Source organism: Microcoleus harperi Pol14_C6 (genome assembly GCF_036701295.1).
Taxonomy (GTDB): Bacteria; Cyanobacteriota; Cyanobacteriia; order Cyanobacteriales; family Microcoleaceae; genus Microcoleus.
Genome location: NZ_JAUBQN010000006.1, coordinates 192,952 through 215,888, shown reverse-complemented (window position 1 = coordinate 215,888; position 22,937 = coordinate 192,952). Strand labels below are relative to the sequence as shown.

The following is a 22,937-nucleotide window of genomic DNA, read 5'->3' as shown; positions in this document are numbered from 1 at the left end:
TGCCTGTGACTCGATGTGAAAACCTTAGCTACTAAGCATTTTACCATGCTTAGCACTGATTTTTTGTTTAAGTCTCGTTAATGCAGAGAAAGATGAATAAATGTTTCGATCGAGTTGGATTTGGGGGTGTAAGTGCGATCGCGCCTGAGTTGGTGAAAAAGCGATCGCCTTCTGCCAAAATCAAAATTCAAGCCTCCAAAATCGATCGATGCAGCCATTTCAAAACTGCATCTATGAGATTCGGATGGTTAGGAGAAATGCGTTTTACATTGTCGCAGTGCTAAGTATGATGTTGTGGGATGCTTCTAGATTTGTAGTGGATGGTTAACTGTGCCAAGCGCGATAAAATTCTGGATAACTCATATTTTGGGCGCAGTGCCACAGTATAGCATAGCAACTTTCGTAGCACTCTGCTTCTTCTTCTTCTTCTTCTTCTTCTAGTAATTCATCATTAAAATGCTCTTTTATATTTGCTACCACCCTTGAAAATAAATCACTAGGAATCGCCATCTTGAATCTCAAAACATCCATATCATCTAGCTCATAAATAGCTTGCTTTGATTTTAGAGCTTCAACCCATGCTTGAAGCGATTTTCTTATATTACTAGAACCTGAAATCAAACTTTCCTCTTCTCTAGAAACAATCAATTCCTCGGAACTATTATTGACTTTAATTGAGTTAATTCGCTTATTCATAAGATTTAAATTCATTTTTTCAAATGTCCAATCATATAACCTAAAAAAACGATGACGTTTACTACCTTGTAACAGGTGACGGTTTTGGCGTAACAAACAAGAAAATACTTCCCTTATTTCTACGTCTTGAGGACGGGTTTCCCATAAACTTCTAGCGGCATACAAGCGATAACTTTCATCAGTGCCATTCAAAATAGAGTGTTTTAGAAATTCAACAGCGTCCCTATTACTAGGATCTATTTTTACTAAAGTTTGTGCAATTTTTAACTTAACTTCTTCATTTTGATAAGCTTGTAATAAACAAACTAAAGTAGAAATAATATTAGAAGAATAAATTGAAAAAAATTCTAATTCTGAAAATTCTAAAATTACCTCTTCAACCAAGCTCTTATGCCTGAGTAAATCTAAGAGAGTGATTAACACGTGTGGATTGCCAGGGTCAATTTCCTCTAAACACTTAGCACCACTTATTCGTAAATGATCGTATAGAAAGGGAGAATCAGAAGAGTTTAGAATCAACTGATTTGGCCTGATACATTCGATCAAAGTTATGATAATTTTTGGAATCAATATGCCAGATTCTGTTAATCCTGCACAAACTTCTTTAAACAGCATAACATCACCAAAATATCGATAATGATAAGCCTGGTTAATTAAAAAATTGACAGCCTTAATGTGATAAGGATTAATTCGGAGTATCATTCGAGCAGCAAGCACGCGAGTCACATCATCGTTATCATTTTTTAGTAGTTTAGTTAATCGATCGACTACTCTTATTGTATCGGTTTCTTGTAAGATTGCTCTAGCGGTTGCTTCAAGTATCTCGAAACTTTCTAAACAGATTGAATCACAAAAACTCCACTCAAGCACTGTATCAATCATTTCATCAGCCAAGGAAAAGTATCGAAATTCAGAGAGACATGCGACGCCTATAAAATAAGCTTGAAAACTATAAAATTTCTCACAGTTATCATCAAAATTAAGTAAATTTTTCAATAACTCTTCTTTGAGATTTGGCTGTATGCGGTCTTGTCCCAACCAAAGCAATATTACTTCTTTCCACTGCGGTTCAAAAATGCGATAAATACCTTCGTCTGGATTATGAGGAACATGATTCAGGAAATAGTGCCAATCATCGATCGCCAAGGAAGCAAAATATTCTTGGAATGTGGGATGAAAGAATGCGTAAACAGGTTCATCTGTTGCAGTTTCTCGATCTACTAAGTTCAGCCAACCGAGATTCCAGGCTAATTTAAACAGCTTGTCGCTCATCTCTTTCTTAATTAAACTTAGCGGCAACCGAAATCTAGCATCGCTATCCAATCCTGCTATAGATAAACGACCGAGGGCTTGATGTAATTCTTCTTGCAAACCAGGTTGAGTAGCCCAATCAATACCCGATTGGGCTGGTTTCCATTCGTAGAAATAGCGGACAAAGTGTTGATATAGTTCTGCTTTTGTTTCTGGTAATTCCGCTTGCTCATTCTTGTTGAACATCTGACACAGTAGAGATAACCGAAGCGGATTTGTTACCAGTTGGCGGATGCGTTCCTTTTGCGGTTCTTCCAGCTTTTTCTGTAACTCCTCTCCCCGTTGAATATTTTTCGCTTCAGCAAACCACTGCTGAATAAAATTATCAACGTCATTTGGTTGAAAATCCTGAGTTTTGTAAGTATCAAAACCTGTGAGAGGATTGTTGAGACGAGCATCCCAAACATTGGTTCGACAGGTCAAAACAACCCGCATTTTACCTAACCAATCAGTAAGTTGGGTACTAATTTTTTCAAATTGCGCGGGTGAAGTTTCTCCCATTTCATCGACACCATCGAGTAATAACCAAACTCCACCATGACGCAAACGTTTCTGTAGAGATGTTTCATGAAACATCTCTACATCAATATCGGGATAAAGCAGAGAAATAGCTTCCGGTAACCATTCCTGAAGGAGATAGTCTTTCAGCATTTTTCCTTGCAAACTTGCCAGCGGAATGCAAATCGGCAAATCTTGATTATTTTCCTGAATGTGAGTGGCGATTTTATCTAACAGCGTTGTCTTTCCTGATCCTGGTTCGCCGACAATAGCAATATGTTTATTTTTTCCAGTATGGTTTTGTCCAATAACGTCAGTCATGAATTCATTATGGTCGTAAATTCGGGTAACGACTTCCGCTTCTAATTTATTTACCAATTCCATAGGCACATTGCCACTGCGACGCTGCTGCTGTTTCCGTTCGATTAAACCTAGCGGTACAAAAACATTGAGTTCAAATCCCTGTTCAGTTGCCTTACGCCTAATTCGCTGTTCTTTTTGCTGCCGATCTAGCATGACTAAGCAAACTTCCCGCCAATCAATATTAGTTACGTCCATAGGTGTTTGTTTTTGTGTAGAAAGTCTTGATTTGGGAAGCCAATCTTCAATAAACTCAGCAGGTTGCAGTTCTAGAACCGTAGCAATTTTGTCTATGGCATCCCTTTGTACGTTTTTGCCCCAGTGCGGATTAAACAGCCTTCTAACCCGATCGTTACTATTGAGTCCTGCTGCTTCTGCAAGCGAGTCATAGGTATAACCCTTTTCTTGTCTCCTCGCATCCAAAATTGCTAACCCTTCTCTATTGGGCAAAAAACCTCTTTTTCTCTTGCTAGTTGCTGTCATTGGCTGCTGGAAGTCGTTGCGCTAGTCATCTTCTTTACTCTAGCAAACAGGAGGGATTATTCGAGAGTGCAGATAAGTGCAGTTAAGAATCTTGCTAACTGCACTTACTGTCTCTGGACTATACAACTTTATCTCGATAACCTCAAACTATCGAGTTCAACTTCAGATCGATGACTTGCACTTATAACTATTCAGGCGAGTTCAACTTCAACAGCGATGATGATTCGCTGCAAATCTTTCCCCGCTTCCAAAGCGGAGAAATCATGAACGGGTTAGAAACGATCGCTATCGATATTCTAGAGATGATTTTAGGCGATCGCTTCCGTTACTGTCCCCAAGTTCCCCTAGAAATGATCTGTTCTCGTCCAGAAACTTTCACCCGTCTTCCCATTGAACTTTGGAAATTTTGGGTGAATTCCAGAGTCGATATCACCTTGATGGAACGCGGCTGTGGTGCTAGTCGCAAAGCCAAACTGGTGATAGAATGTCAATCTCATTGGCACGATCGCCCAGAGGTGCAGGTGCGCGATCGCAAAAAAGCCCGACTCCTTGCATCTGTTGGCGTTCCCTTAGTATACCTGCGACAAATCGATCTCGATCGACGCTTCTATCGTTTCTACACTCCCAATGGACAAAAAGAAGTCTTCTACAACTCAATTACCCAACAAGGACGGACAGAACTGGAAGCATTTTTGCAACACTATTCAACACAGTTGACAGTTGACAGTTGACTCTTAGACTATAATTTTTATGTGTAAGTCCTGTAATTAACACAGGACTTACAGACGGCATCTATCCAAATCGAAAATCAATAATCGACAATGGTATTACTCCCACTCGATCGTACCCGGTGGCTTAGAAGTAATATCGCATTTTTTGCTCCGATCTACTGAATAGCTTGTACCGCATATAGATGGAATATGCTGGATGATTACAAATACCGATCGCAACTCGGACAACTGTACAACATTGGTGAGAGTTGTGCGGACAAGCTTTCCTTTCTAAATTGTTAAAAAATGTACCTTATTGTGGTATGTTTTCTGAGCGAGGGGATGTTTGAGGACAATGTTCGATATGAAACGTTTAAAATTAAAATCAATGCTGGTGGCGGCGATCGCGATCGCCTTTTGTTTAATTGCGATCGCCAGCTACGCCCAAGCCAACAAGACTTTAACACTGGCGACTTCCCCAGACTACCCGCCCTACGAATTTAAAGATACGGCTGTTAGCGGCAACGAAATCATCGGTTTTGACATCGATATTGCCAAATATATTACTAAAAAATTGGGCTACGAACTGAAAGTAGTTGGCATGGATTTTAACGGCTTAATTCCCGCTTTGCAGGCGGGCAGAGCCGATTTTGTGATGGCTGGAATGACTCCCACAGCAGAAAGGAAAAAAAATGTAGATTTTTCTGACCTTTACTACGAAGCTCAAAATACAATTGTCGCCAATAAAGGCAGCAATTTGACCAAAGCTGAAGATTTAGCGGGCAAAAAAGTAGGCGTTCAACTCGGAAGCATTCAGCAGGAAGCTGTGAAAAAAATGGCCGGGGTGCAACTGGCTCCTCTCAATAGGATTCCTGACATCATTCAAGAAATTAAATCGAACCGCCTCGCGGCAGGAGTGATCGAGGATACTGTCGCTACGGGTTATGCAGCAGCGAACCCGGACTTGGAGTTTAACACAATTCCGAATACTGAAGAAAGCGGTTCAGCGATCGCCTTTGCGAAAGGTTCGAGATTAGTTCCAGAATTCAACCGAGTCCTCCAGCAAATGAAAGCCAGCCGTCAAATTAAGGAACTAGCTACTAAGTGGTTTTCTCGACCAATTCCGCAAGAACCTGCTCAAGCAAATCAGCCTCCGGTAGCGCCCAAGTTCGGGTTAGATTTTGGCAAAATCTTGCCGAGTTTGCCTTATATTTTGTCCGGGATTGGGGTAACGCTAACTTTTACCTTGCTGTCGGCATTTCTCGGATTTATCTGGGGAATTGTGCTGTCTCTGTTTAAGATTTCTAGCATTAAACCGCTGTTCTGGTTTGGCACTGCTTACACCTCAATTTTTCGAGGAACGCCGCTAATTTTGCAGTTAACTTTAGTTTATTTTGCAACGCCGCAGCTTACGGGCTATAATATATCGGCGCTGCAAGCTGGCGTGATTACTTTTTTCCTGAATTCTGGGGCTTATATTTCCGAAACAATCCGCGCGGGAATTCAAGCCGTAGATAAAGGTCAAAAAGAAGCCGCAGAATCCCTTGGCGTTCCCTACAAACTGATGATGGGCGATATTATCTTGCCGCAAGCGTTGAAAAATATTTTGCCTGCATTGGTGAATGAAAGTATTGCTTTGCTGAAGGATTCAGCTTTAGTTTCAGTAATTGGCGTAGAAGACTTGCTGCGCCGCGCTACAATTGTGGGAGCAGAAAAGTATATTTACTTTGAACCTTTGATATTTGTCGGCGCAATTTATTATTTGATGGTGCTTAGTTTAACTTGGGGGGCCAATGTACTCGAACGCAGACTCCAAAGTAGCAGTTAAGGTCGATCGCCTGTATAAATCTTTTGGCAATCTGAAGGTTTTGCGCGAGATAACTACTGAGATTCACAAAGGAGAAGTGATTGCCATTATCGGGCCTTCGGGGTGCGGCAAGTCTACTTTTTTACGCTGTTTGAATTTACTGGAAGTTCCAACTTCGGGACACATATACATTGACGGCGTAGATATCACTTTGCCAAAGGCAGATATTATGAAAATCCGCCAGAAAGTGGGGATGGTTTTTCAGCATTTCCACTTGTTCCCGCACATGACTGTGCTGCAAAATGTGACCTATGCGCCTGTAAAGGTGAAGCAGGTTGAATCGAATGAGGCGCGTCTGAAGGGCTTAGAATTGCTGGAAAAAGTCGGTTTGTCAGATAAGGCGGATGTTTATCCTTCTAAGCTTTCGGGGGGACAAAAACAGCGGGTGGCGATCGCCCGGTGTTTGGCTATGGAACCGGAAATTTTGTTGATGGACGAACCGACTTCTGCACTCGACCCAGAAATGGTTAAAGAAGTGTTAGATGTGATGAAAGCTTTGACGAAAACGGGAATTACAATGGCAATTGTAACTCACGAAATGGGTTTTGCGCGGGAAGTCGCCCACCGGATATTGTTTCTCGATGGCGGAAAGGTGGCGGAAGATGTGCCGCCGCAGGAGTTTTTTAGCAACCCGAAGTGCGATCGCGCCAAGCAATTTCTGGAAAAAATGCTTTAATTCATATAATAATTAGAGTTTTTAACCGCAGAGGACACAGAGGACACAGAGAGAGTTAGAGGAGAAAGAGAAAGTTGCGGTAGGGTGCGTCAGTTTGAGATGCTCGATCGCCACGGAAAGTATAATAATGTCGATCTGATGATTAAGTTGGTAATTCTGTTAGAAACAGGAGAGAATTCTTTGAATCACCTGGCTATTAAAATCTTTCGGAAAGCGGTGTCTTTCCTGAGCGTGATCTAGAAAGAAAGTCTTGGGATAATAAGCAAGACGGGCTTCCATCTCGCTAATCTTTTCTAATAACGGTTCTATCCGATCGATTTTGTCGGGATGGCGATGTTGGATGAGAGTCGCAGCATTCCTAAAATGCCGCCCCTCATCCTGCGTCACCAAATGTCCTACGCGAGCAAAGCCGTTCCCATAGTGTTGGTAGAATTCCTTAATATCCCGGTGATAAGACCACACGGAACCCATTTCGTCAAACATTAAACCAACTAGAATGGTGAATTCGTTCTCAATCAGAAACGAGATCGGTTCGAGTTCGTGCACCCGACTCTGGTTTTTTTGGTCGATCGCCTCTGGGGACAAACCTGATACCATGTGATAGACCTTACGCAGAGCAACGTAGTGCCGTAATTCGTCTTGCAGCCAAAGTTCGATCGCACTCATGAATTCTAACGAGAACTCCGAACTGCGAGATAGCAGATGCTCGTAGAGTGGCTGACTGTCTCCCTCAGAGAACACATCTCGGCTGAGGAGATCCATAAATCCAGCCTGAATTGTAGGCGCGACTTCGGGAATTTTCAACTCATCGGCAATAAATTCATCTACACTCCACTCACTGCTAAGAATCGGAATTCCCCGGACATCATGAGTTTGTAATTTCATAGTTTTTCTGATTAGAAGTTAAGTATTCACCAGACGATCGCTCACAATATGCGGAACGATTAAGCAATGTCGTCCGGTGATCGGATTGGTATCTCCGCGCAATACGATGCCGGATGGAGTATCGCCGACAATCCAGGAACCTACGACGAAGTGGTAGCCAAAATATTCGGGCAAGGGTTGATAGGACTGAATAATGAATCCTTCGCGATCGTAGCCCATCGCCTCGCGGGCGTGAACGGCTCCGGCAACAAAATCGCCTGTTTCAATAGAAACCCCAACACCTTCTAGACCGACGAGAGGCTTTTTGACGTGCATTTGGGTCAGTAATGCTGTGGATTCGAGCGAGATAGTATCTGTGAAGAAAGTGGGTAGCAAGAATTGAGAATACACTGGGTGGTTGCCAAATAATTCCCACATCCACACCATCGATCCTTTATTGCTTAAAATCTGTTTCCACAGCGGTTCAATGATTTTCACGTCCCCTGCTATCAGGCGCGATGCTAGGGCTTCATCTGCGTTAAAGGATTGGCTGGCGAGTTGCAAATCCAGCCAATCGACGATTTTCCACAGCCGCAAGATCCGATTATTGAATTGATCGACAAAAAATCCTTCTTCATCCACGCCCAGATGGTTACGCAATCCTACAAGTTGGGTGAAAAAGCGATCGTTTCCCAATTCTTGATTAATAATTTCGACCAGTTGTCCTGCCATCTCGGTATCTTCTGACAGATGCTCGTCAATTAACAAGCTCAGACCGAACTTCTTTAAATCATAATGACGGCTTAGAGTGCGGAATCGACCCGCAACTTCGTCCCAAAAGTTGTTGAACTGATTGGCATCGTTGGGAAGCGATCGCAAATCTCGGCTTGGTTTTTTCATGTCATCTAACCACAGCCATTGATAGACTGTTTCTGCACCCAACAGAGGAGTTTCGCCGTTAATTTCTAGAAGGCTAATTTTTCCATCTTCAGTGAAGGCAAGATCGAAACGGGTATAAAGAGACATATCTTCTGCTTCGTCAACCCGATCCCACGAAACCTGAATTGCTTCCCAGAAAGCAGGGGGAATAGCAAGTTTTTTCATCCGATTTTCTAGGCCATCAGCGGTAAAAAACCAGTCCAAAAACTCCCGACACATATCCCAAAGAGCCTCAGTAGCATCCCAGATTCTCGCCTCTTCCTGGCGCGAAAACATCACCCCAAAGGGACGCTCTAAGGCTTCTGCCCAGTAGCGTTGGTTGATGTCTGCAAGAGGCTGACATTGGTAGGCGTTCTCTAATACGTGCTGCTGCCAGTTGCGCCGTCGCTGAAACAAAAAGGGATACATGGATGAAGCACCTTGCTAGTGACACTGAAGAATATGGAAAAATAGAGAAAAATCGGTCTTGGTTACTTTCCTCCGCTTCCCAAAGGAGCCGTGGAACGGACTGCGCTACCAAACCTCCCCCGTCCTTTGATGGTTCCCTGAGCTGCGTGGCCTGGGGGGCGATTTGGGGTGTCGCCACTCGAGGAAAAGTAGGGAGAATCTAGCGGTATGCCCGGTAGGGGACGAGTAATCAGGGTTCTATCTGGAGTTACAATTCCGATGTTGGAGCGGTAAACGGGTTGCACTGGATAAACCGTGTAGGAGCCACCGTTGACGCCGTTGACCACTGTTGGAGGGGCATCATCATCGACATCATCGGTGAAATAGAAGCCGCCGAACTCTGGTCGCCATCCGGGGGTAGCAACGCTGGAATTCGATACCTGCGAGCAAATGCTTGCTGTGTCTTCTTGGCACTCTGGCTGCGTGCGATACACGGGCGTAATGCGTTCGTATTCCTGCATTGCGTACCGGAACTGGGCCTGACACTGCTCTTTGGTGAACCCGTTGCTTTGGTTCGTCGCATCTACAATACATTGCTGTTCGGATTCGTAGTAGCGTACTTCGTTGGGTTGGTGCAACATGGTATAAGCAAGATAGCCTAATCCACCGCTCGCCAGTACACCTGATGTAATTAGAAGGTAACGAATTGTTGTCGTTCTATTGTTGTTATGAGTCATGGCTAACCGGAGGTTAGAGTCCTTATTTCAAAGAACCTGTAATGTGAGGAATTTGCTGCCACTGAGATGATTGGATTTACACAGTCAGCCAAAGTTCAAGTAATTTACCTAAGTCTGTGAGTTGGCACTCAGGACTTTGATTATAGCTTTTACTACATTCCCCGATTCAGGGATTCCTCGATCGCAGCAAATTATCTTCCTCAAATATTTATTTTCAAATTCGCTTTTTTTGACTGCGCTGATTTCGCTGGCGATCGAGCTTTGCCAAAGCAGCACCCGAAACATCCGCCAGAATGCTAATTATCCGATACAAAGCCACCGCACTCAGAATTATACCCGTAGAAAAGCGATCGGACAGCAGGGCGATCGCCGTTGCTTCAAATACTCCCATTCCGCCCGGTGCACCCGGTACGACTAAACCGACAACAAACGCAAAACAAAAAGCACCGAACAAGTGGGGAATATTGCTAAAGTTCACCGGGGTTAAAACCATTACAGTTAGCAAAAAACCGCAGCCCCGCAATCCTATAAAACACATTTGTCCGATTAACGGCACTAAAGGATAGCGTTTAATTGGCAAATTAATTTTGTGGCGGGACTTGACATTCGATGTTTTTTTAGCTATATTTGAGGTAGACTCTACACTAAAATTCAGTCCTTCCCCCGCCGCCTCCTCAGCCTTTGAATTTTCCCCATTGTTCTTGGATAACTTCAACCGCTCTACAAATAGAACGATCGGATTTATAATTCGGGGATGAATCGCCGTTAAAATAGCCGCACAACCGACAATCCGCAAAAACCAATTGAATTTGTCAAAACAAATCAACCCAATTAAAACGCCCGCAGAAGCCATCAGCAGCGGTTCCAGCAACACGCTGAGAGTAGCAGCTTTCGGGAAAATACCTGCCTTTTTTGCGTCCAATATTCGACCCCAAAAATGCCAAATATTCCCTGGTAAATACTTGGCAATATTAGTTTTGAGAAAAACTTGAATCGCCCAGGCGGCAGTTACAGGTTGGCGGAATTCTCGCAAAATCAACATCCACACCCAGCCGACAAAAATTAGAGAAAATAAAGTGACGCCAAGGGCGATCGCCAGCAACGGAAAACTTTCGGCTCGAATTTGGATATTCGCCACTTCTCGCCAGTGAGTTAAAAACGCTTTGGCAATAAATAAAAACGTCCCGCCCAAAATCAAATAGCGCAAATAAGGCTTTAAATGCGACTTCGCGAGATTTAAAAAATTCTGAATTCGAGGCAAGTGTTGTTTTCCCATTTTCTGATCCCGATTTTGAATTTGGGATTAAGTTATACTGTTTTAGATTTTATATTTAAGAGGGGGTAAGGCGGAATTGTGGTTGATTTACACGGCACGATATGACGGAATAAATCTGTTTAACCTAACCTATGCAGACCTCTACAGACTTTGTATAATGCCCGCCTTACAGACTATTTAGGGCGTTTTTAACCACAAACTTAAATTTAAAATCTAAAATTTAGATCGATATACCTCGCTAGGAGTACATTTCTATGCCCGGCCCGAGCCCTGACGGTCTTTCCTATCTTTTAGATGATAGCCCCAATAGTTTCGCCTTGACTCCGGGCTTTTTGACTCCTTATCCTAACGGATTTTTTGCCCTTGGCGGCAACGATTTTATTATCGGTTCGTCGGATGCCGAAATAATTAGTGGCGATAATGGTAACGATCGCATTCTCGGCGGCAGCAATTCCGATACCCTGTTCGGTGGTGCAGACAACGATGTGCTTAACGGTGGTGCCGGCGCAGACTTCCTGTTTGGCGATGCCGGCAGCGATACCTTGCAGGGAGGCAAGGGAGGAGACGCCCTCAACGGCGGCGACGGCAGCGACGTTTTAGTGGGCGATGGCGGCAAAGATACGCTGACAGGCGGTTTGGGCCCAGATACCTTTGTCCTCCGCAGCGACTCCGCAGTCTCCGATCCGGGTGCTGCAGACGTTATTACTGACTTTAACAGTTTTGTGGATTCGATCGGCCTGACTGACAATCTTACCGAAGCTGACTTGATTCTCGAAGAAATATCGATCGCCCCCGGTATTTCCAATACATTAATTAAAATTCGCCAATCCAATGCTATTTTAGGCTTGGTAGCCAACGCATCTCCACAAGACCTCGCCGATACATTCATCTCTGCAACTACCGTATTGGGCAACCAACTCGATCAAGCTCGCGATTTAGGCGTTTTGGGTGGCACTCAAACGATCGCAGATTCAGTTAGCAACGCCCGGCCAGACGGCCTTTACCGCTTTACTTTGCCTGCAACTAGCGACTTTAAATTAACTGTCAGCGGTTTGACGGCGGATGTTGACGTGGCATTAATTAAAGATCTTAACGGCGACACTTCTATTGACTTCACCGATATTATTGCTTCTTCTCAACAACCGAATTTATCGCCGGAGTCGATCGAGATCAACGGTTTAGACGCAGGAACTTACTTTGTCCGAGTTTATCAATACCAAGGCAGTACAGATTTCACCCTAAATCTGTCTGCAACTCCTGCAACTGTTTCTCCTAACAATCCGAGCAACTTGCAGGGTTTTGACTCTCGTTTTGGGTTCGGTTTGGTGAATGCAGCGGCGGCAGTTGCTAAAGCTCAAGGTACTGCACCTTTTCCTGATGTTCCCGACTTGAGCGGCGAGGAGTGGGGCAGAGATTTAATTAAAGCTCCGGAGGTTTGGGCCCGGGGCTTGACTGGAGACGGAATTGTGGTGGCAGTTATCGACAGCGGAGTTGACTACAATCACCCGGATTTGACGGGGAATATTTGGAGTAATGTGGGGGAAACCGGTGTTGATACGATCGGTCGCAATAAAGCTAGCAACGGGGTTGATGACGACAACAATGGCTTTGTTGACGATTTCCGGGGATGGGATTTTGTCAACAACGATAATGACCCGATGGATGATAACAATCACGGCACTCATATCTCGGGTTTAGTTGCTGCGAAAAAAGATGGGGTTGGGATTACTGGAACGGCTCCAACTGCGAAGATTATGCCTTTGAAAATACTCGATAGTACCGGGGTAGGTAAAATTCGGGATGAAATTAATGCGATTAATTATGCGGTGGCAAATGGAGCGAAGATTATTAATGTGAGTTTGGGCGGCCTACAGTTGAATGTTCAAGAATTGGATGCGATTCGACTGGCTGAAGCTCAAGGCGCGATCGTAATTTCGGCGGCAGGAAATGATGCTCGCCCACAAGTAGATTATCCGGCTCGGTTTGCCAATGAGGTAGGAATTGCTGTCGGTGCTGTTACCCGAAATGGATTGTTTGCGGATTATTCTAACCGGGCGGGTTCGGAGGCAATTAATTATTTTGTTGGTCCGGGCGGCGACGGCGGCACGACGGATTCTGGTGACGTTTATTCAACTGTGCCGCTTTCGGAACCGGGGATTCCCTATCAATATTTTGCGGGTACTTCAATGGCAGTGCCGCAAGTATCCGGGGTGATAGCTTTGATGTTGCAAGCTAATCCGAGTCTGACTCCTGCTGATATTAAGAGGATTCTTGCGGAAACTGCGAATCGAGCGGTTTGAATTTGATGCAAGTGCGATCGATCTACAATCCTCAATCTTCTACCAATTATTAAAAGCGAACCGTAGGGACACCGCAATGCCGTGTCCTACTCCCCGCCCCGGACACGGAATGCCGTGTCCCTACTTTTGGGAATTGGTATTAAAAATTGGCCGCGTAAGTTAAGTCAAATTGGCGGCACAGGGTGATGCAGCAGTAGCTTGGTCGATCGAATACTAATTCGTAATTCATCTGGCCGTCTATTTTTGTGATCGGCTGCTTTAAGGGGATACCCTGAATGTCGTATTGGCGGCGTTCTAAGGCACTCCAGTCGATAATTTTAATGTCGATTTGGTTCTGCAACTCAGTTGCGATCAGATATAGGTGCATCTTGTCTTGAACTTTCCCAGTCAGGGGAACTTTTATTAACACTGACTGGGTGACGAGGGGTTTTTGGTCGTTGGGATGCTTCTGGGTGTGGCAGCTTTTGAGTTCTATATCGTAAGGTTCTACCTTGAATTTCTCTCCGTTGGCGATCGCAGATGAATGCAAATCTTTCAGGCACTTTTCTAGGTGAGGAATCAGGCCTAAGTCGGGATCGCACAGCAGTTTACGAATGTTGGAGGTTTCAGTGACTGTCATTTGAGATTTTTGATGTTATTTTTTGATTCTTAACTTTTAGCTTACCGCGAAAAGCAACCCTATTGAACTATACTTGCGACATAGTTACAAAAATACCGTTTGTGGTCAGTATGTCGCCGTGAATAAGACCTTTATTTTTTGGCACCAAAACCCTGTTTTTGGCCTTAATGTTTTAGATTATTTTTTGGTAATTTTCCATAGATTAAGCTCGACATTAGGGTCAGCCGGATATATTTGATAGTTTTGTTGCTGAATTGCCGATCGCAAAGTAGAGGACGGTCTGTATAAAAACAACTCACTGAAACCGCCGGGAATTTGCGGGGGTTGGGGTTTTTTCTTTGCCAATTCTCGATTTTTGTAGCAAGAAGTGTAACAGTGGGGTTCTATTAGCAGTTTGACTTTTGGTTCTAGGTAATAACTTAAAGGCATGATATATGCGATATTGGCATCGCTGATAATTAGCGGATTGCTGGCTTGATTGACATTCCCGGCTACTTCCAAGGCACCCAACCAACCGCTGCCTTTATTCCACCAAATATCTGCTTGAGAACTAACTCCACCGGATATAATACCTGCGCAAAAAACTGCAACTATAACGATTTTCCACAGTTTTGGCTGTTTTAACTTCTCCAAATTGTTACTAATTTTTGCAGACAGCAGGTAAGCCACTGCTAGCTGAATTCCCACATAACAAGGAACTAAATATCGCGGATTTCCCGATCGCCTTCCACCCTTGATTATATCAGGTACTGCTAAAAACAAAGCAGTTGTTGCAATTAATAACAATACAATCAACCACACTCGCTTTGGTGTTTGTCGGCATAGATAATAAAGGGCATAGCCGACCAAAGCTAAAATCATGATACCAACTGGAATTAGCAAAGCTAGTTGTGTAACGTTGGCAGTTCCATCAATGCCAATATCAAAAAATGCTATGCTGATAGAACCAACCCACCTGCTGACTAATCTTAAGTAATTTGTTTGTTCTGCCCATGCTGTTGTGCTTCTAACTTGATTGAAGTTTTCTACAGTATGTACCAGGGAAGGCATGAAGCCGATCAAAGCGATTAAAGATGCTACATAATAGGAAATGAATGTTTTCACATCGCGCCAGTTGGCCATAACTGCGACGTAGATTGCGTGGGCGGCTGCGACGCAGACAAATAACAAGTGTGTGTAAAATCCCAGTGTTGCTGTGCCTGCATAAAGCGCCCAGGAAAGAACGAGGGCAACAGCATTTTGAGTTGACTCAGGGCGCATTGCTCGCAGCAAGGCTGCACTGGATAAAATAGTAGTTACTGTCCACAAACTGTACTGTCTCGCTTCTTGGGCAAATAGGATGTGGTAGGGAGAAATTGCGAAAATGGCGATCGCCATCCACGCTACTGCTGAAGATTCAAATAACTCCCAAGCCAGCCAATAAATTGCGGGAAATACTAGCAGGCTAATCACGGCGGCAAAACTTCTCATTGCTGCAACGGAACTGCCGAACCATTGCGCCCAATATCGCGCTAGTACGTAATACAGAGGGGGGTGTTGGGGGTCTTCTGTTGCTAAAGAATTCAGGGTATCCCTTACAGTTTTTTCGGAATTTATTTGCTGATACTTTTGTAAATCCGCAGGGGAGGTTATTTTCTGGTACGAAATTTGTTTGATTATTTCGGCTTCGGTGTAGCCCGAAACTCTCAAAGAAGTATATGTTTCGTCGATCCAGTAAAATTTGCGATCGAGATTGGCGAACCGAAATAAAATACCTATGACTAATACGGCGATAATTAAAAATCGCAGCCACTTGTCAACTGAAAGGTTGTGAGAATTTAATCGATCGCGAGCTTTAGTAGATTCCATTTTATAACTAGCTAATCTGGCACAAATTTTTTCTCTTACCCCACCTGTAAGGTGCGCCTAGCGCACCCTACTAACTTAACAGCCAGAGAGAGGACTTCAGTGCTCACTGCGAACAAAGGAATGATTAATCATCCACTCCTTCAATCGGCGCAAAACCCTGCCGCTGAATATTTTCGGTTATGGTGCGGGGTTCGAGGAATTGCAGCAAATAATCTGGGCCGCCAGCTTTAGAACCAACTCCCGAAAGTTTGAATCCTCCGAAAGGTTGCCGCGATACCACAGCGCCGGTAATTCCGCGATTGATGTACAGATTTCCGACTTCAAAATCGGATGAGGCTCGATCGATATGCGAAGGCGTGCGAGAATACAATCCGCCGGTTAAAGCAAAATTAGTGCCGTTAGCAATAACAATCGCTTCGCTGAAATTCTTTGCCCGAATCACCGACAAAACTGGGCCGAAAATTTCTTCTTGGGCGATAGTTGCTGTCGGGGATACTTCCGTAACAATGACTGGGCCGACAAAATAACCGGTTTCCGGGGCCGGCATTTCTAAAGCTATTTTAGCTTCGGCGCGACCTTTTTCGATGTATTCGCGGATGCGCGACTGGGCATTTGCATCGATCACAGGGCCGACTTGAGTGCCTGGATTTTCTGCTGGGCCGACATTGAGCGATCGCGTCGCTTCTACCAATCTTGCCACAAAATTATCGTACACTGATTCGACTACAATTACTCGCGAACAAGCGGAACATTTTTGACCGCTGTAGCCAAATGCCGAATAAACTACGCCTGCAACGGCTTGGTCTAAATCCGCACTTTCATCGACAATAATTCCATTCTTGCCGCCCATTTCCGCAATTACTCGCTTCAGGTGTTTTTGTCCCGGCTGCAAAATCGCAGCATCGGCATAAATCTGACAGCCAACTTCCTGAGAACCAGTGAAAGTAATCATGTGAACGTCAGGATGTTTCACCATGTAAGCGCCGACGGTTGAACCTTTGCAAGGCACGTATTGAAATACGCCTTTGGGGATTCCGGCTTCTAGCAAAATTTCTGTGATTTTTGCTGCAATTACTGAGGAAACTTCCGCAGGTTTGAGTAAAGTACAATTACCTGCCACCAGCGAGGCAACTGTCATGCCGACGGGAATTGCGAGGGGGAAATTCCAAGGTGAAATGATTAAAGAAATGCCGCGCGGCTGATAGCTGTAGCGGTTAGTTTCTCCGGGGATGTCGTAATTTTTCCCTTGTTCTAAGCGTTCCATTTCGTCGGCGTAGTAGCGGCAAAAATCAATAGCTTCGGAGACTTCGGCATCGCATTCTCTGACGGGTTTGCCGACTTCAAACACCATCCAAGCTGACAGTTCGTGTCGCCGCTGTTCCATCAACTCAGCGGCTTTGCGGAGGACGCCGGCGCGCTGGCGAACGGGAGTTTTCCGCCAACTGGTGGAGGCGGATTTTGCTGCTTCAAGGGCTTGTTTGGCTTGTTCTTCGGAAAGCAATCCGATGGTGCCAACTACTTCTGTGGGATTGGAAGGGTTGAGGGAATTAACTGTTGCTTCAGTATTTTGGTACTCGCCATTGATTAGGGGTAAATAGGTTTTACCTAAGTTGGCGCGTACTGATTTGATCGCTGTTTCTGCTTGTTGCCGCAATTTGGTATTGGCGTAGTCGGTATCGGCAACGTTGGGAAATACTTTGCTGTAAACTAGCTGGTCATTTCCATTAACAACTGGCGCGGCTAACAATTGTTCGATCGGGATTTCTTCGGAACTTTGCCGGATGAAAGAACTGTTGGCGGTATTTTCCAGCAAACGGCGGATCAAATAAGCCATTCCCGGCAGCAAATCGCCGTAGGGGCAGTAGACTCGGACGCGATAACCCCGATCGACCAAAAGCTTAGCCAATTTGTCGCCCATGCCATAGAGCACTTGCATTTCAAAGCGGCGGCGCGGTATATTGAGAGTTTCGGCAATGGCGATTGCCCTCGCTTGCGATCGTACATTATGACTGCCAATAGCTGCATACAAATATTCGTGATTTTCTAGCAGCAACTGCGTCATCTGCTCGAAATTGGCATCGGTAGCAACTTTGTCATTGTAGACCGGCTGCGGCCAATCTTTCTGCATCGCTTTGATAGTTTCCTGATCCCAGTAAGCGCCTTTTACCAGCCGCACTGTTACCGGATTTCCGCGTTTTTTTGCCCAGGCAATCAGGTTTCGCAAATCTTGGGCACTGTCCCGCAAATATGCTTGCAATGTAATTCCGATATCCGTGCGACTGCGAAACTCTTCTTCTAACAATAAGTCTTTGAGAATGCTCAGAGTTAAACTCTTGTAAGCATACTGTTCCATATCGAAATGAACGGCCGCGCCCAATTCCTTCGCACGGCGCAGTAAAATGCGAATTCTCTCACTTACTTTCTCCTCGCTACCTTTAGCATCCAAAGGGTCAAACTGAGAATAAAAAGCTGTTAATTTTACGGATACTTGCACTCGCGGCAAAATTTCATCATCAGCTTTATCAATTGCATCTACTTGTGGCCAATTCTTCGCTGCCTTAGCCAGTTCATCCATCAATTCCAAATAGCGGTTAAGATAAATTTGCGCCTCCGCTTCAGTAATGACAGCTTCCCCCAAAAGGTCAACTGTAAAACCCATTCTATCTTTACGAAGTCGCTCTAAGGTTTTAATTACCTGCTTGATATTTTCCCCAGAAATATACTTGTGCGCCAACGTTTCCACAGCAGGCGCAACCGTCGTCGCTGCCAATTGACCCGGAACAGAATCAGCGTTGGCAAAGTTGAGCAATTTTTTTAATGCTTCGGGCAATTCTACCTCTTCAGCGGTCAGGTATTCTTGCAAGTGGCGGGCAATTTCCGGCCTGCTGCGGAGGGCAGGCAAACAGTCAATAAATCGAAACAACTGCACCCGGAGTCCGGGGTTAGCCATCGCCCAATCCATCAGTTTGTCGTCCCAGCGCATTTGGTCTTGCAGTTGGCCAAAAAACGATCGCTTTTTCTCTTGAGTTGCCCGCAGGATTTCTTGGGCAATTTCTTGAGTTTTTGCTTCATAGATGCTTGGAGATACTTGTGCGACCATTGGTAATTAGTAATGGGTAATTTGTAATTCGCAAGCAGGGCGGGTTTATGTATTTTGTAACTCCCCCCTGATACAGTTATACTTGCTATTTCACTTCTATTCTAACACCGTAGTTTGCTTGGCGGTCGCCGGAAATTTCAATAGTATAATCGCCGCTGCTGGCTAGTTGACCTTGCCACTGACTGGTACTATTTGCAGTACCTATTTTTTCACCGTTAGGAGCAATAATTGCTGCACTAACTTGACCTTGTTGAACATTTATTGTCATGCTTTGGCCGCTATTGCACTCCAGTAAATAGCGCTTGGATATGTTGGCTCGCAAACTACTGTTTAGAGTAGTTCCCGTAGCACCAGCTTGAAAGTACACTCGCTCGGTTACAGGGGTTTCAACCACAGCGGGAGAAGGAGAAGGTAACGGCGACGGCGACGGCGACGGCGAAGCAAGTTGCGGAACGCCAGACACAGAGGGTATTTGAGTGGGACGGGGCGACGGATAGATTGTGGCGGGCAGTCGAGTTCCAGGTGCTGGGGGAAGTCCGGGCCGGCGGTTGGCGGGCGCTGTTGCGACAGGCGGAGGGCTTTCGGGGAGGGGTACGTCAGCGGGTAGTTTGATTTGAAGGTTCGCTCTTTCCTGATACATTCTCCACGCTAGCAAACTGCCGAGACTCAGTACGGAACCGACTAACATTCCGCTGAGAAAAACTGCTAAGATTTGCCAAGCTCTGGCTGGTTTTGGTTCGGGGTTGGCAGTTGGAATTGTTGGAGTCGGATCACTTGGAAGTTGAGTTGTTTCCGGGGCGCTATCGGCGGGAAGTGGAATTGTTTCGGCCTCATCGATTGGGGCTGAAATATCTTCGGGCGCGGCAATTTCGGCGGGAGTTTCTGCTGATGCGGAAGTTGAATCTGTCCTGGCAATTTCACTGCGATCTAACTCATTGCTAGCAGTGGAGATTGTTTCCGGTTGCTGAGTCAAAATTTGTTTTTTTTCCTGTTCGTCGCTCATGGGGCTAAATTTATTTTACAAAGACCGCTTTTAGACATTTTACGTTACTGGTGCGATCGCCTGCACTGCACAAATACGGCAAGGCCCTTGACAAAATGCCGTCCCTCTCGCTCGATAAATCTATCTGCTGGGGCGATCGCAATTTATCAATTTTCGGCAAATATTGAGTGTTCACAAATTGCGATCGCAATTTAATACCGGGCTAAATTATTAGGCAAAGACTGCCAAAAAGGCCGCTCTTCTGGCTTCCTCACAGTATTCGTCGCCGACTGCACGTTTCCTTTCAATTCTTGATAATACCTGTCATCCAGAAAACTAACGCTGACCCCAGCAGGAAGCAGAAGTTGGCGCAATCTTTCTTGAGTGTAATCTACACCGTCAATCATTGGCCCGCGCGGATTTGAAACTAACAACTTGCCGTTAACTGGCACCGAATTGACCATATTAGGCCACCAAGCATAACCGCTGTAACCAAACATCACCGGAACTTGAATAATTTGGTCGTCTCCGAGTAAAAACTCTCTTTTCAACTTCTCTATAATCGGATTAAGTTTCTGATTTTGCAAATAGAGATTGTGTTGAATTAAAGCGCGATTTTGCAAAGCGGCGCTGACAGTTGTTTGAGTGCTCAAACCGCGATTGATCGTCACATCGCCGTAACCTCTTCCCTCCAATTCTTCCAATAGCTTAACTCCGGCTTCGGGACTGGCGATCGCCATTACATATTGTCCGGGAGTTTGAGTGGGAATAAAATTGATAATTTCATCGACTTGGCGAGTCAGAAGCCAAGAAGTATCAATATCCACTGGCGGCCCTTGAATTCGTTGAGCTTGAATAAAATCAAGTACCTCTGGATTAAAACTAGCATTTCCCGAATTCCCGTAATAAACTCGACCCATTGGGTGTCCGGGAATCGGCGGTGTCACCTGCAAATTGCCGTATCCGTCAGACCACTGACTTACAGGGTCTAAAGAACGAGGATTGCCAATTTTAAATACTTTCAAATCCCGGTCTTGAGTTGATTTAACAGGCGGGTTTTTCTCTTGCTCGCTATTGCTTTTTAGGGCTACATTAAACAGGCGTAAATCCGATTTTTCGGGCAATTGAACGTAGCCGTTTTTCTGGGTATCTTGCATCCAAGTGCGATCGCCCTGGAGAATTTTTACTCTAGCGCCCGTGGGTTCTACTGCTTGTTTTAGTTGCGAGATAAATTCGCTGTTTACCGAGCCTCTGTCGCTGACCTGAACTTCGGTGACTGGTGCTGTATTTGGCGGTATGATCCAAGGACTAACGCCCATTTGGATTGTTGTGGAGGCGATTTCTTGACCGTTGTTTTGGGCAGTTGCTTTGAGATTAACAGTGCCGTTCCAATTGCGATCGGCAAATTGTTTGGCTTCGACACCTAAAACAATATTCGTGCTGAAAACTAGAGGTTTAGCACCGGATAGATCTACAGGTTTCCAGCCGTCAGTCGTCCTCTGAAAAACGCTGATGTGAGGGCTAGCAATGCTGTCAGCAGTGATAAATAACTGAGAGGTTTTGAAGTTTTCAGACAGTGTTAAGTTAACTTGAGAAAGCATTGCTGCACGGCGGGGAGCGCTAACTTTGGTTTGTTTCCAAGTCGGTATCTTGCCGCGATCGCTATTGCGATCGTTAAATAAAATTAACGCGCCCTTGGACAAAGACCATTGTTCTTTTCCGGCTTCGTCTTGCTCGTTAATTTGGCCATCTCTGTTGGTATCTCCCGCAAAGAAAAAGTTCGACGGCGACGCAGCAGGCGTAACTGGGGCGGAAGTTGGTGTTGCAGTTGATTCAGGAGTGGGTTGAGAAGTTGCTTGCTGATTTCTCTCTAACTCTTGTCTTTCAAGTTCTTGTCTGGCTAATTCTTGTCTGGCTAACTCTTGCCTTTCAAGTTCTTGTCTAGCTAACTCTTGCTTTTCAAGTTCTTGTCTTTCAAGTTCTTTCCTGGCTAACTCTTGCTTTTCAAACTCTTGCCTTTGCAGTTCTTTCCTGGCTACTTCTTGCCTTTCAAGTTCTTTCCTGGCTAACTCTTGCTTTTCAAACTCTTGCCTTTCAAGTTCTTTCCTGGCTAATTCTTGCTTTTCAAACTCTTGCCTTTCTAGTTCTTTACGGGCTACTTCTTGCCTTTCTAGTTCTTTCCTGGCTAATTCTTGCCTTTGGAATTCTTGCCTTTCTAGTTCTTTTCTAGCCCGGTCTTTTTTCTCTTGCTCTTTTCTCTCTATTTCTCGACGAGCAAATTCTTTTTTCTCTTGCTCTTTGCGGGCTCGCTCTCTTATCTGTTCTTCCTCAGCTCTAACTTTCTCCACAGAACGTGCAACTTGGAGTTCATAGGTAGCGACACTGAGGTTTCCTTGGTATTCGATGGTTTTGTCGATCGCCCGATCGGCCAAAAAAGAATCGTGAGGAATGAGTCGCAGTGTATTGATAGCCAACTGCCACAGCCGCTGGGACTCTTCCCAAGTAGCAGAAGAAGGATTAGAAGTGCGTCCAATTAAGACTGCTTGGGCGGCTAATTTAGCAGCATCGTCCCAATTATATTTGGCTGTTTCTTCTATTTGAATCTGACTCTGAACGTTTTGGAGTTGCTGCGTCAGAGTTTGAGATTGCTGGCGGTGGATTGCTGATTTCCAAAGTTCTACCGGAAACGGGGCGCTGTCGGGAGTTTTGGCAAGGTTATCTAATTGTACTTTCAGGCGATCGCGCAATTTGTAGAGTTCGGAAAGGGATTGCGGAGTTCGGCCGTCTTGCAGTCCCGCAGAGAGTGCGAGTTGGTAGTTTAGGGAAGGTTGAGCCACTGTTGCAGGGACTGCAACCCAAATAATACCGATGACGACACCGAAAGCATTGATGATCGCGATCGCAATATATTTAACCAAGCGCATATAGTTTATCCTCAGACACGCCAATAATTTTACCTAATCAGGGGAGCAATGGGGGATTTAATTATAAGGACTTACGCATGGCGGCCCAGAAACCGGATTTTTTAATAAAATACTTTGTTGCTGCAAACTGATTCGGTAAAAACCCGGTTTCTTTGTCGGAGTCCGTAAGTCTGGTTATAGCAAATTCGCGCCCTGTTTTAAGCACGCTCATTTTCTTTAATAGTTGCTTCAATTTCCTCTGGGTAAGCCTCGGCATCAGCCCACGGATTTACCAAATCAACGACAAGGAAGTCCCTCTCTCAGAGAGTGAAGAATATTGATATCAAAACAAAAACCCAACAAAAACCCGGTTTCTCCAAG

Annotated in this window: 16 protein-coding genes; 4 read left to right on the top strand and 12 right to left on the bottom strand. The window is 44.9% G+C overall.

What is annotated here, in order from left to right; all coding sequences use genetic code 11:
- Nucleotides 1-77: 77 nt before the first annotated feature.
- Both QUA27_RS07490 and QUA27_RS07485 read right to left on the bottom strand, forming a co-directional pair.
- Nucleotides 78-218 carry a hypothetical protein gene (locus QUA27_RS07490; RefSeq protein WP_333067241.1) on the bottom strand — a complete coding sequence of 47 codons (141 nt, stop codon included), beginning with the start codon at nucleotides 216-218 and terminating at the stop codon, nucleotides 78-80.
- Between the two features lie 106 nt (nucleotides 219-324).
- Complete coding sequence (locus tag QUA27_RS07485) at nucleotides 325-3,348, bottom strand: NACHT domain-containing protein (RefSeq protein WP_333067240.1); 3,024 nt, start codon at nucleotides 3,346-3,348, stop codon at nucleotides 325-327.
- A 170-nt stretch (nucleotides 3,349-3,518) separates the two neighbouring features.
- On the opposite strand from QUA27_RS07485, the gene QUA27_RS07480 reads away from it, so the two are divergent.
- The 3 genes from QUA27_RS07480 (at nucleotide 3,519) to QUA27_RS07470 (ending at nucleotide 6,601) form a co-directional block, all read left to right on the top strand.
- Nucleotides 3,519-4,079 (top strand): DUF2726 domain-containing protein, encoded by a 561-nt coding sequence (locus tag QUA27_RS07480; protein ID WP_333067239.1) that lies wholly within the window; start codon nucleotides 3,519-3,521, stop codon nucleotides 4,077-4,079.
- A gap of 343 nt (nucleotides 4,080-4,422) precedes the next feature.
- Nucleotides 4,423-5,886: an ABC transporter substrate-binding protein/permease gene (locus tag QUA27_RS07475; RefSeq protein WP_333067238.1), complete on the top strand. Its 1,464-nt coding sequence runs from the start codon at nucleotides 4,423-4,425 to the stop codon at nucleotides 5,884-5,886.
- Nucleotides 5,852-6,601 carry an amino acid ABC transporter ATP-binding protein gene (locus QUA27_RS07470; protein ID WP_333067237.1) on the top strand — a complete coding sequence of 250 codons (750 nt, stop codon included), beginning with the start codon at nucleotides 5,852-5,854 and terminating at the stop codon, nucleotides 6,599-6,601. Before QUA27_RS07475 ends, QUA27_RS07470 begins: the two co-directional genes overlap by 35 nt.
- A 159-nt stretch (nucleotides 6,602-6,760) precedes the next feature.
- Here QUA27_RS07470 and QUA27_RS07465 read toward each other — a convergent pair whose 3' ends face one another.
- From QUA27_RS07465 to QUA27_RS07450, 4 genes are all read right to left on the bottom strand, one after another.
- Nucleotides 6,761-7,486, bottom strand: coding sequence for a hypothetical protein (locus QUA27_RS07465; protein WP_333067236.1), 726 nt, complete (start codon nucleotides 7,484-7,486; stop codon nucleotides 6,761-6,763).
- Nucleotides 7,487-7,504: 18 nt separating this feature from the next.
- Nucleotides 7,505-8,812, bottom strand: a complete 1,308-nt coding sequence (locus QUA27_RS07460) for a glutathionylspermidine synthase family protein (RefSeq protein WP_333067235.1) — start codon at nucleotides 8,810-8,812, stop codon at nucleotides 7,505-7,507.
- A 62-nt stretch (nucleotides 8,813-8,874) separates the two neighbouring features.
- Entirely contained in the window at nucleotides 8,875-9,528 is a 654-nt protein-coding gene (locus QUA27_RS07455; protein ID WP_333067234.1) for a DUF1190 domain-containing protein, read from the bottom strand.
- A 214-nt stretch (nucleotides 9,529-9,742) separates the two neighbouring features.
- A complete protein-coding gene (locus QUA27_RS07450; RefSeq protein WP_333067233.1) occupies nucleotides 9,743-10,804 on the bottom strand; it encodes a lysylphosphatidylglycerol synthase domain-containing protein in 1,062 nt (353 codons plus the stop codon).
- Between the two features lie 254 nt (nucleotides 10,805-11,058).
- On the opposite strand from QUA27_RS07450, the gene QUA27_RS07445 reads away from it, so the two are divergent.
- Nucleotides 11,059-13,104: a S8 family serine peptidase gene (locus tag QUA27_RS07445; protein ID WP_333067232.1), complete on the top strand. Its 2,046-nt coding sequence runs from the start codon at nucleotides 11,059-11,061 to the stop codon at nucleotides 13,102-13,104.
- Between the two features lie 139 nt (nucleotides 13,105-13,243).
- Here the strand turns inward: QUA27_RS07445 and QUA27_RS07440 are convergent, their stop codons facing one another.
- From QUA27_RS07440 to QUA27_RS07415, 6 genes are all read right to left on the bottom strand, one after another.
- Nucleotides 13,244-13,723 (bottom strand): hypothetical protein, encoded by a 480-nt coding sequence (locus QUA27_RS07440; protein WP_333067231.1) that lies wholly within the window; start codon nucleotides 13,721-13,723, stop codon nucleotides 13,244-13,246.
- Between the two features lie 177 nt (nucleotides 13,724-13,900).
- Entirely contained in the window at nucleotides 13,901-15,571 is a 1,671-nt protein-coding gene (locus QUA27_RS07435; protein ID WP_333067230.1) for a glycosyltransferase family 39 protein, read from the bottom strand.
- Between the two features lie 124 nt (nucleotides 15,572-15,695).
- A complete protein-coding gene (pruA, locus tag QUA27_RS07430) occupies nucleotides 15,696-18,671 on the bottom strand; it encodes an L-glutamate gamma-semialdehyde dehydrogenase (protein ID WP_333067229.1) in 2,976 nt (991 codons plus the stop codon).
- Between the two features lie 85 nt (nucleotides 18,672-18,756).
- Nucleotides 18,757-19,674 (bottom strand): hypothetical protein, encoded by a 918-nt coding sequence (locus tag QUA27_RS07425; RefSeq protein ID WP_333067228.1) that lies wholly within the window; start codon nucleotides 19,672-19,674, stop codon nucleotides 18,757-18,759.
- A 10-nt stretch (nucleotides 19,675-19,684) separates the two neighbouring features.
- Complete coding sequence (locus tag QUA27_RS07420) at nucleotides 19,685-19,849, bottom strand: hypothetical protein (RefSeq protein ID WP_333067227.1); 165 nt, start codon at nucleotides 19,847-19,849, stop codon at nucleotides 19,685-19,687.
- Nucleotides 19,850-19,865: 16 nt separating this feature from the next.
- Nucleotides 19,866-22,577, bottom strand: a complete 2,712-nt coding sequence (locus QUA27_RS07415; protein WP_333067226.1) for a protein-arginine deiminase family protein — start codon at nucleotides 22,575-22,577, stop codon at nucleotides 19,866-19,868.
- Nucleotides 22,578-22,937 lie beyond the last annotated feature (360 nt).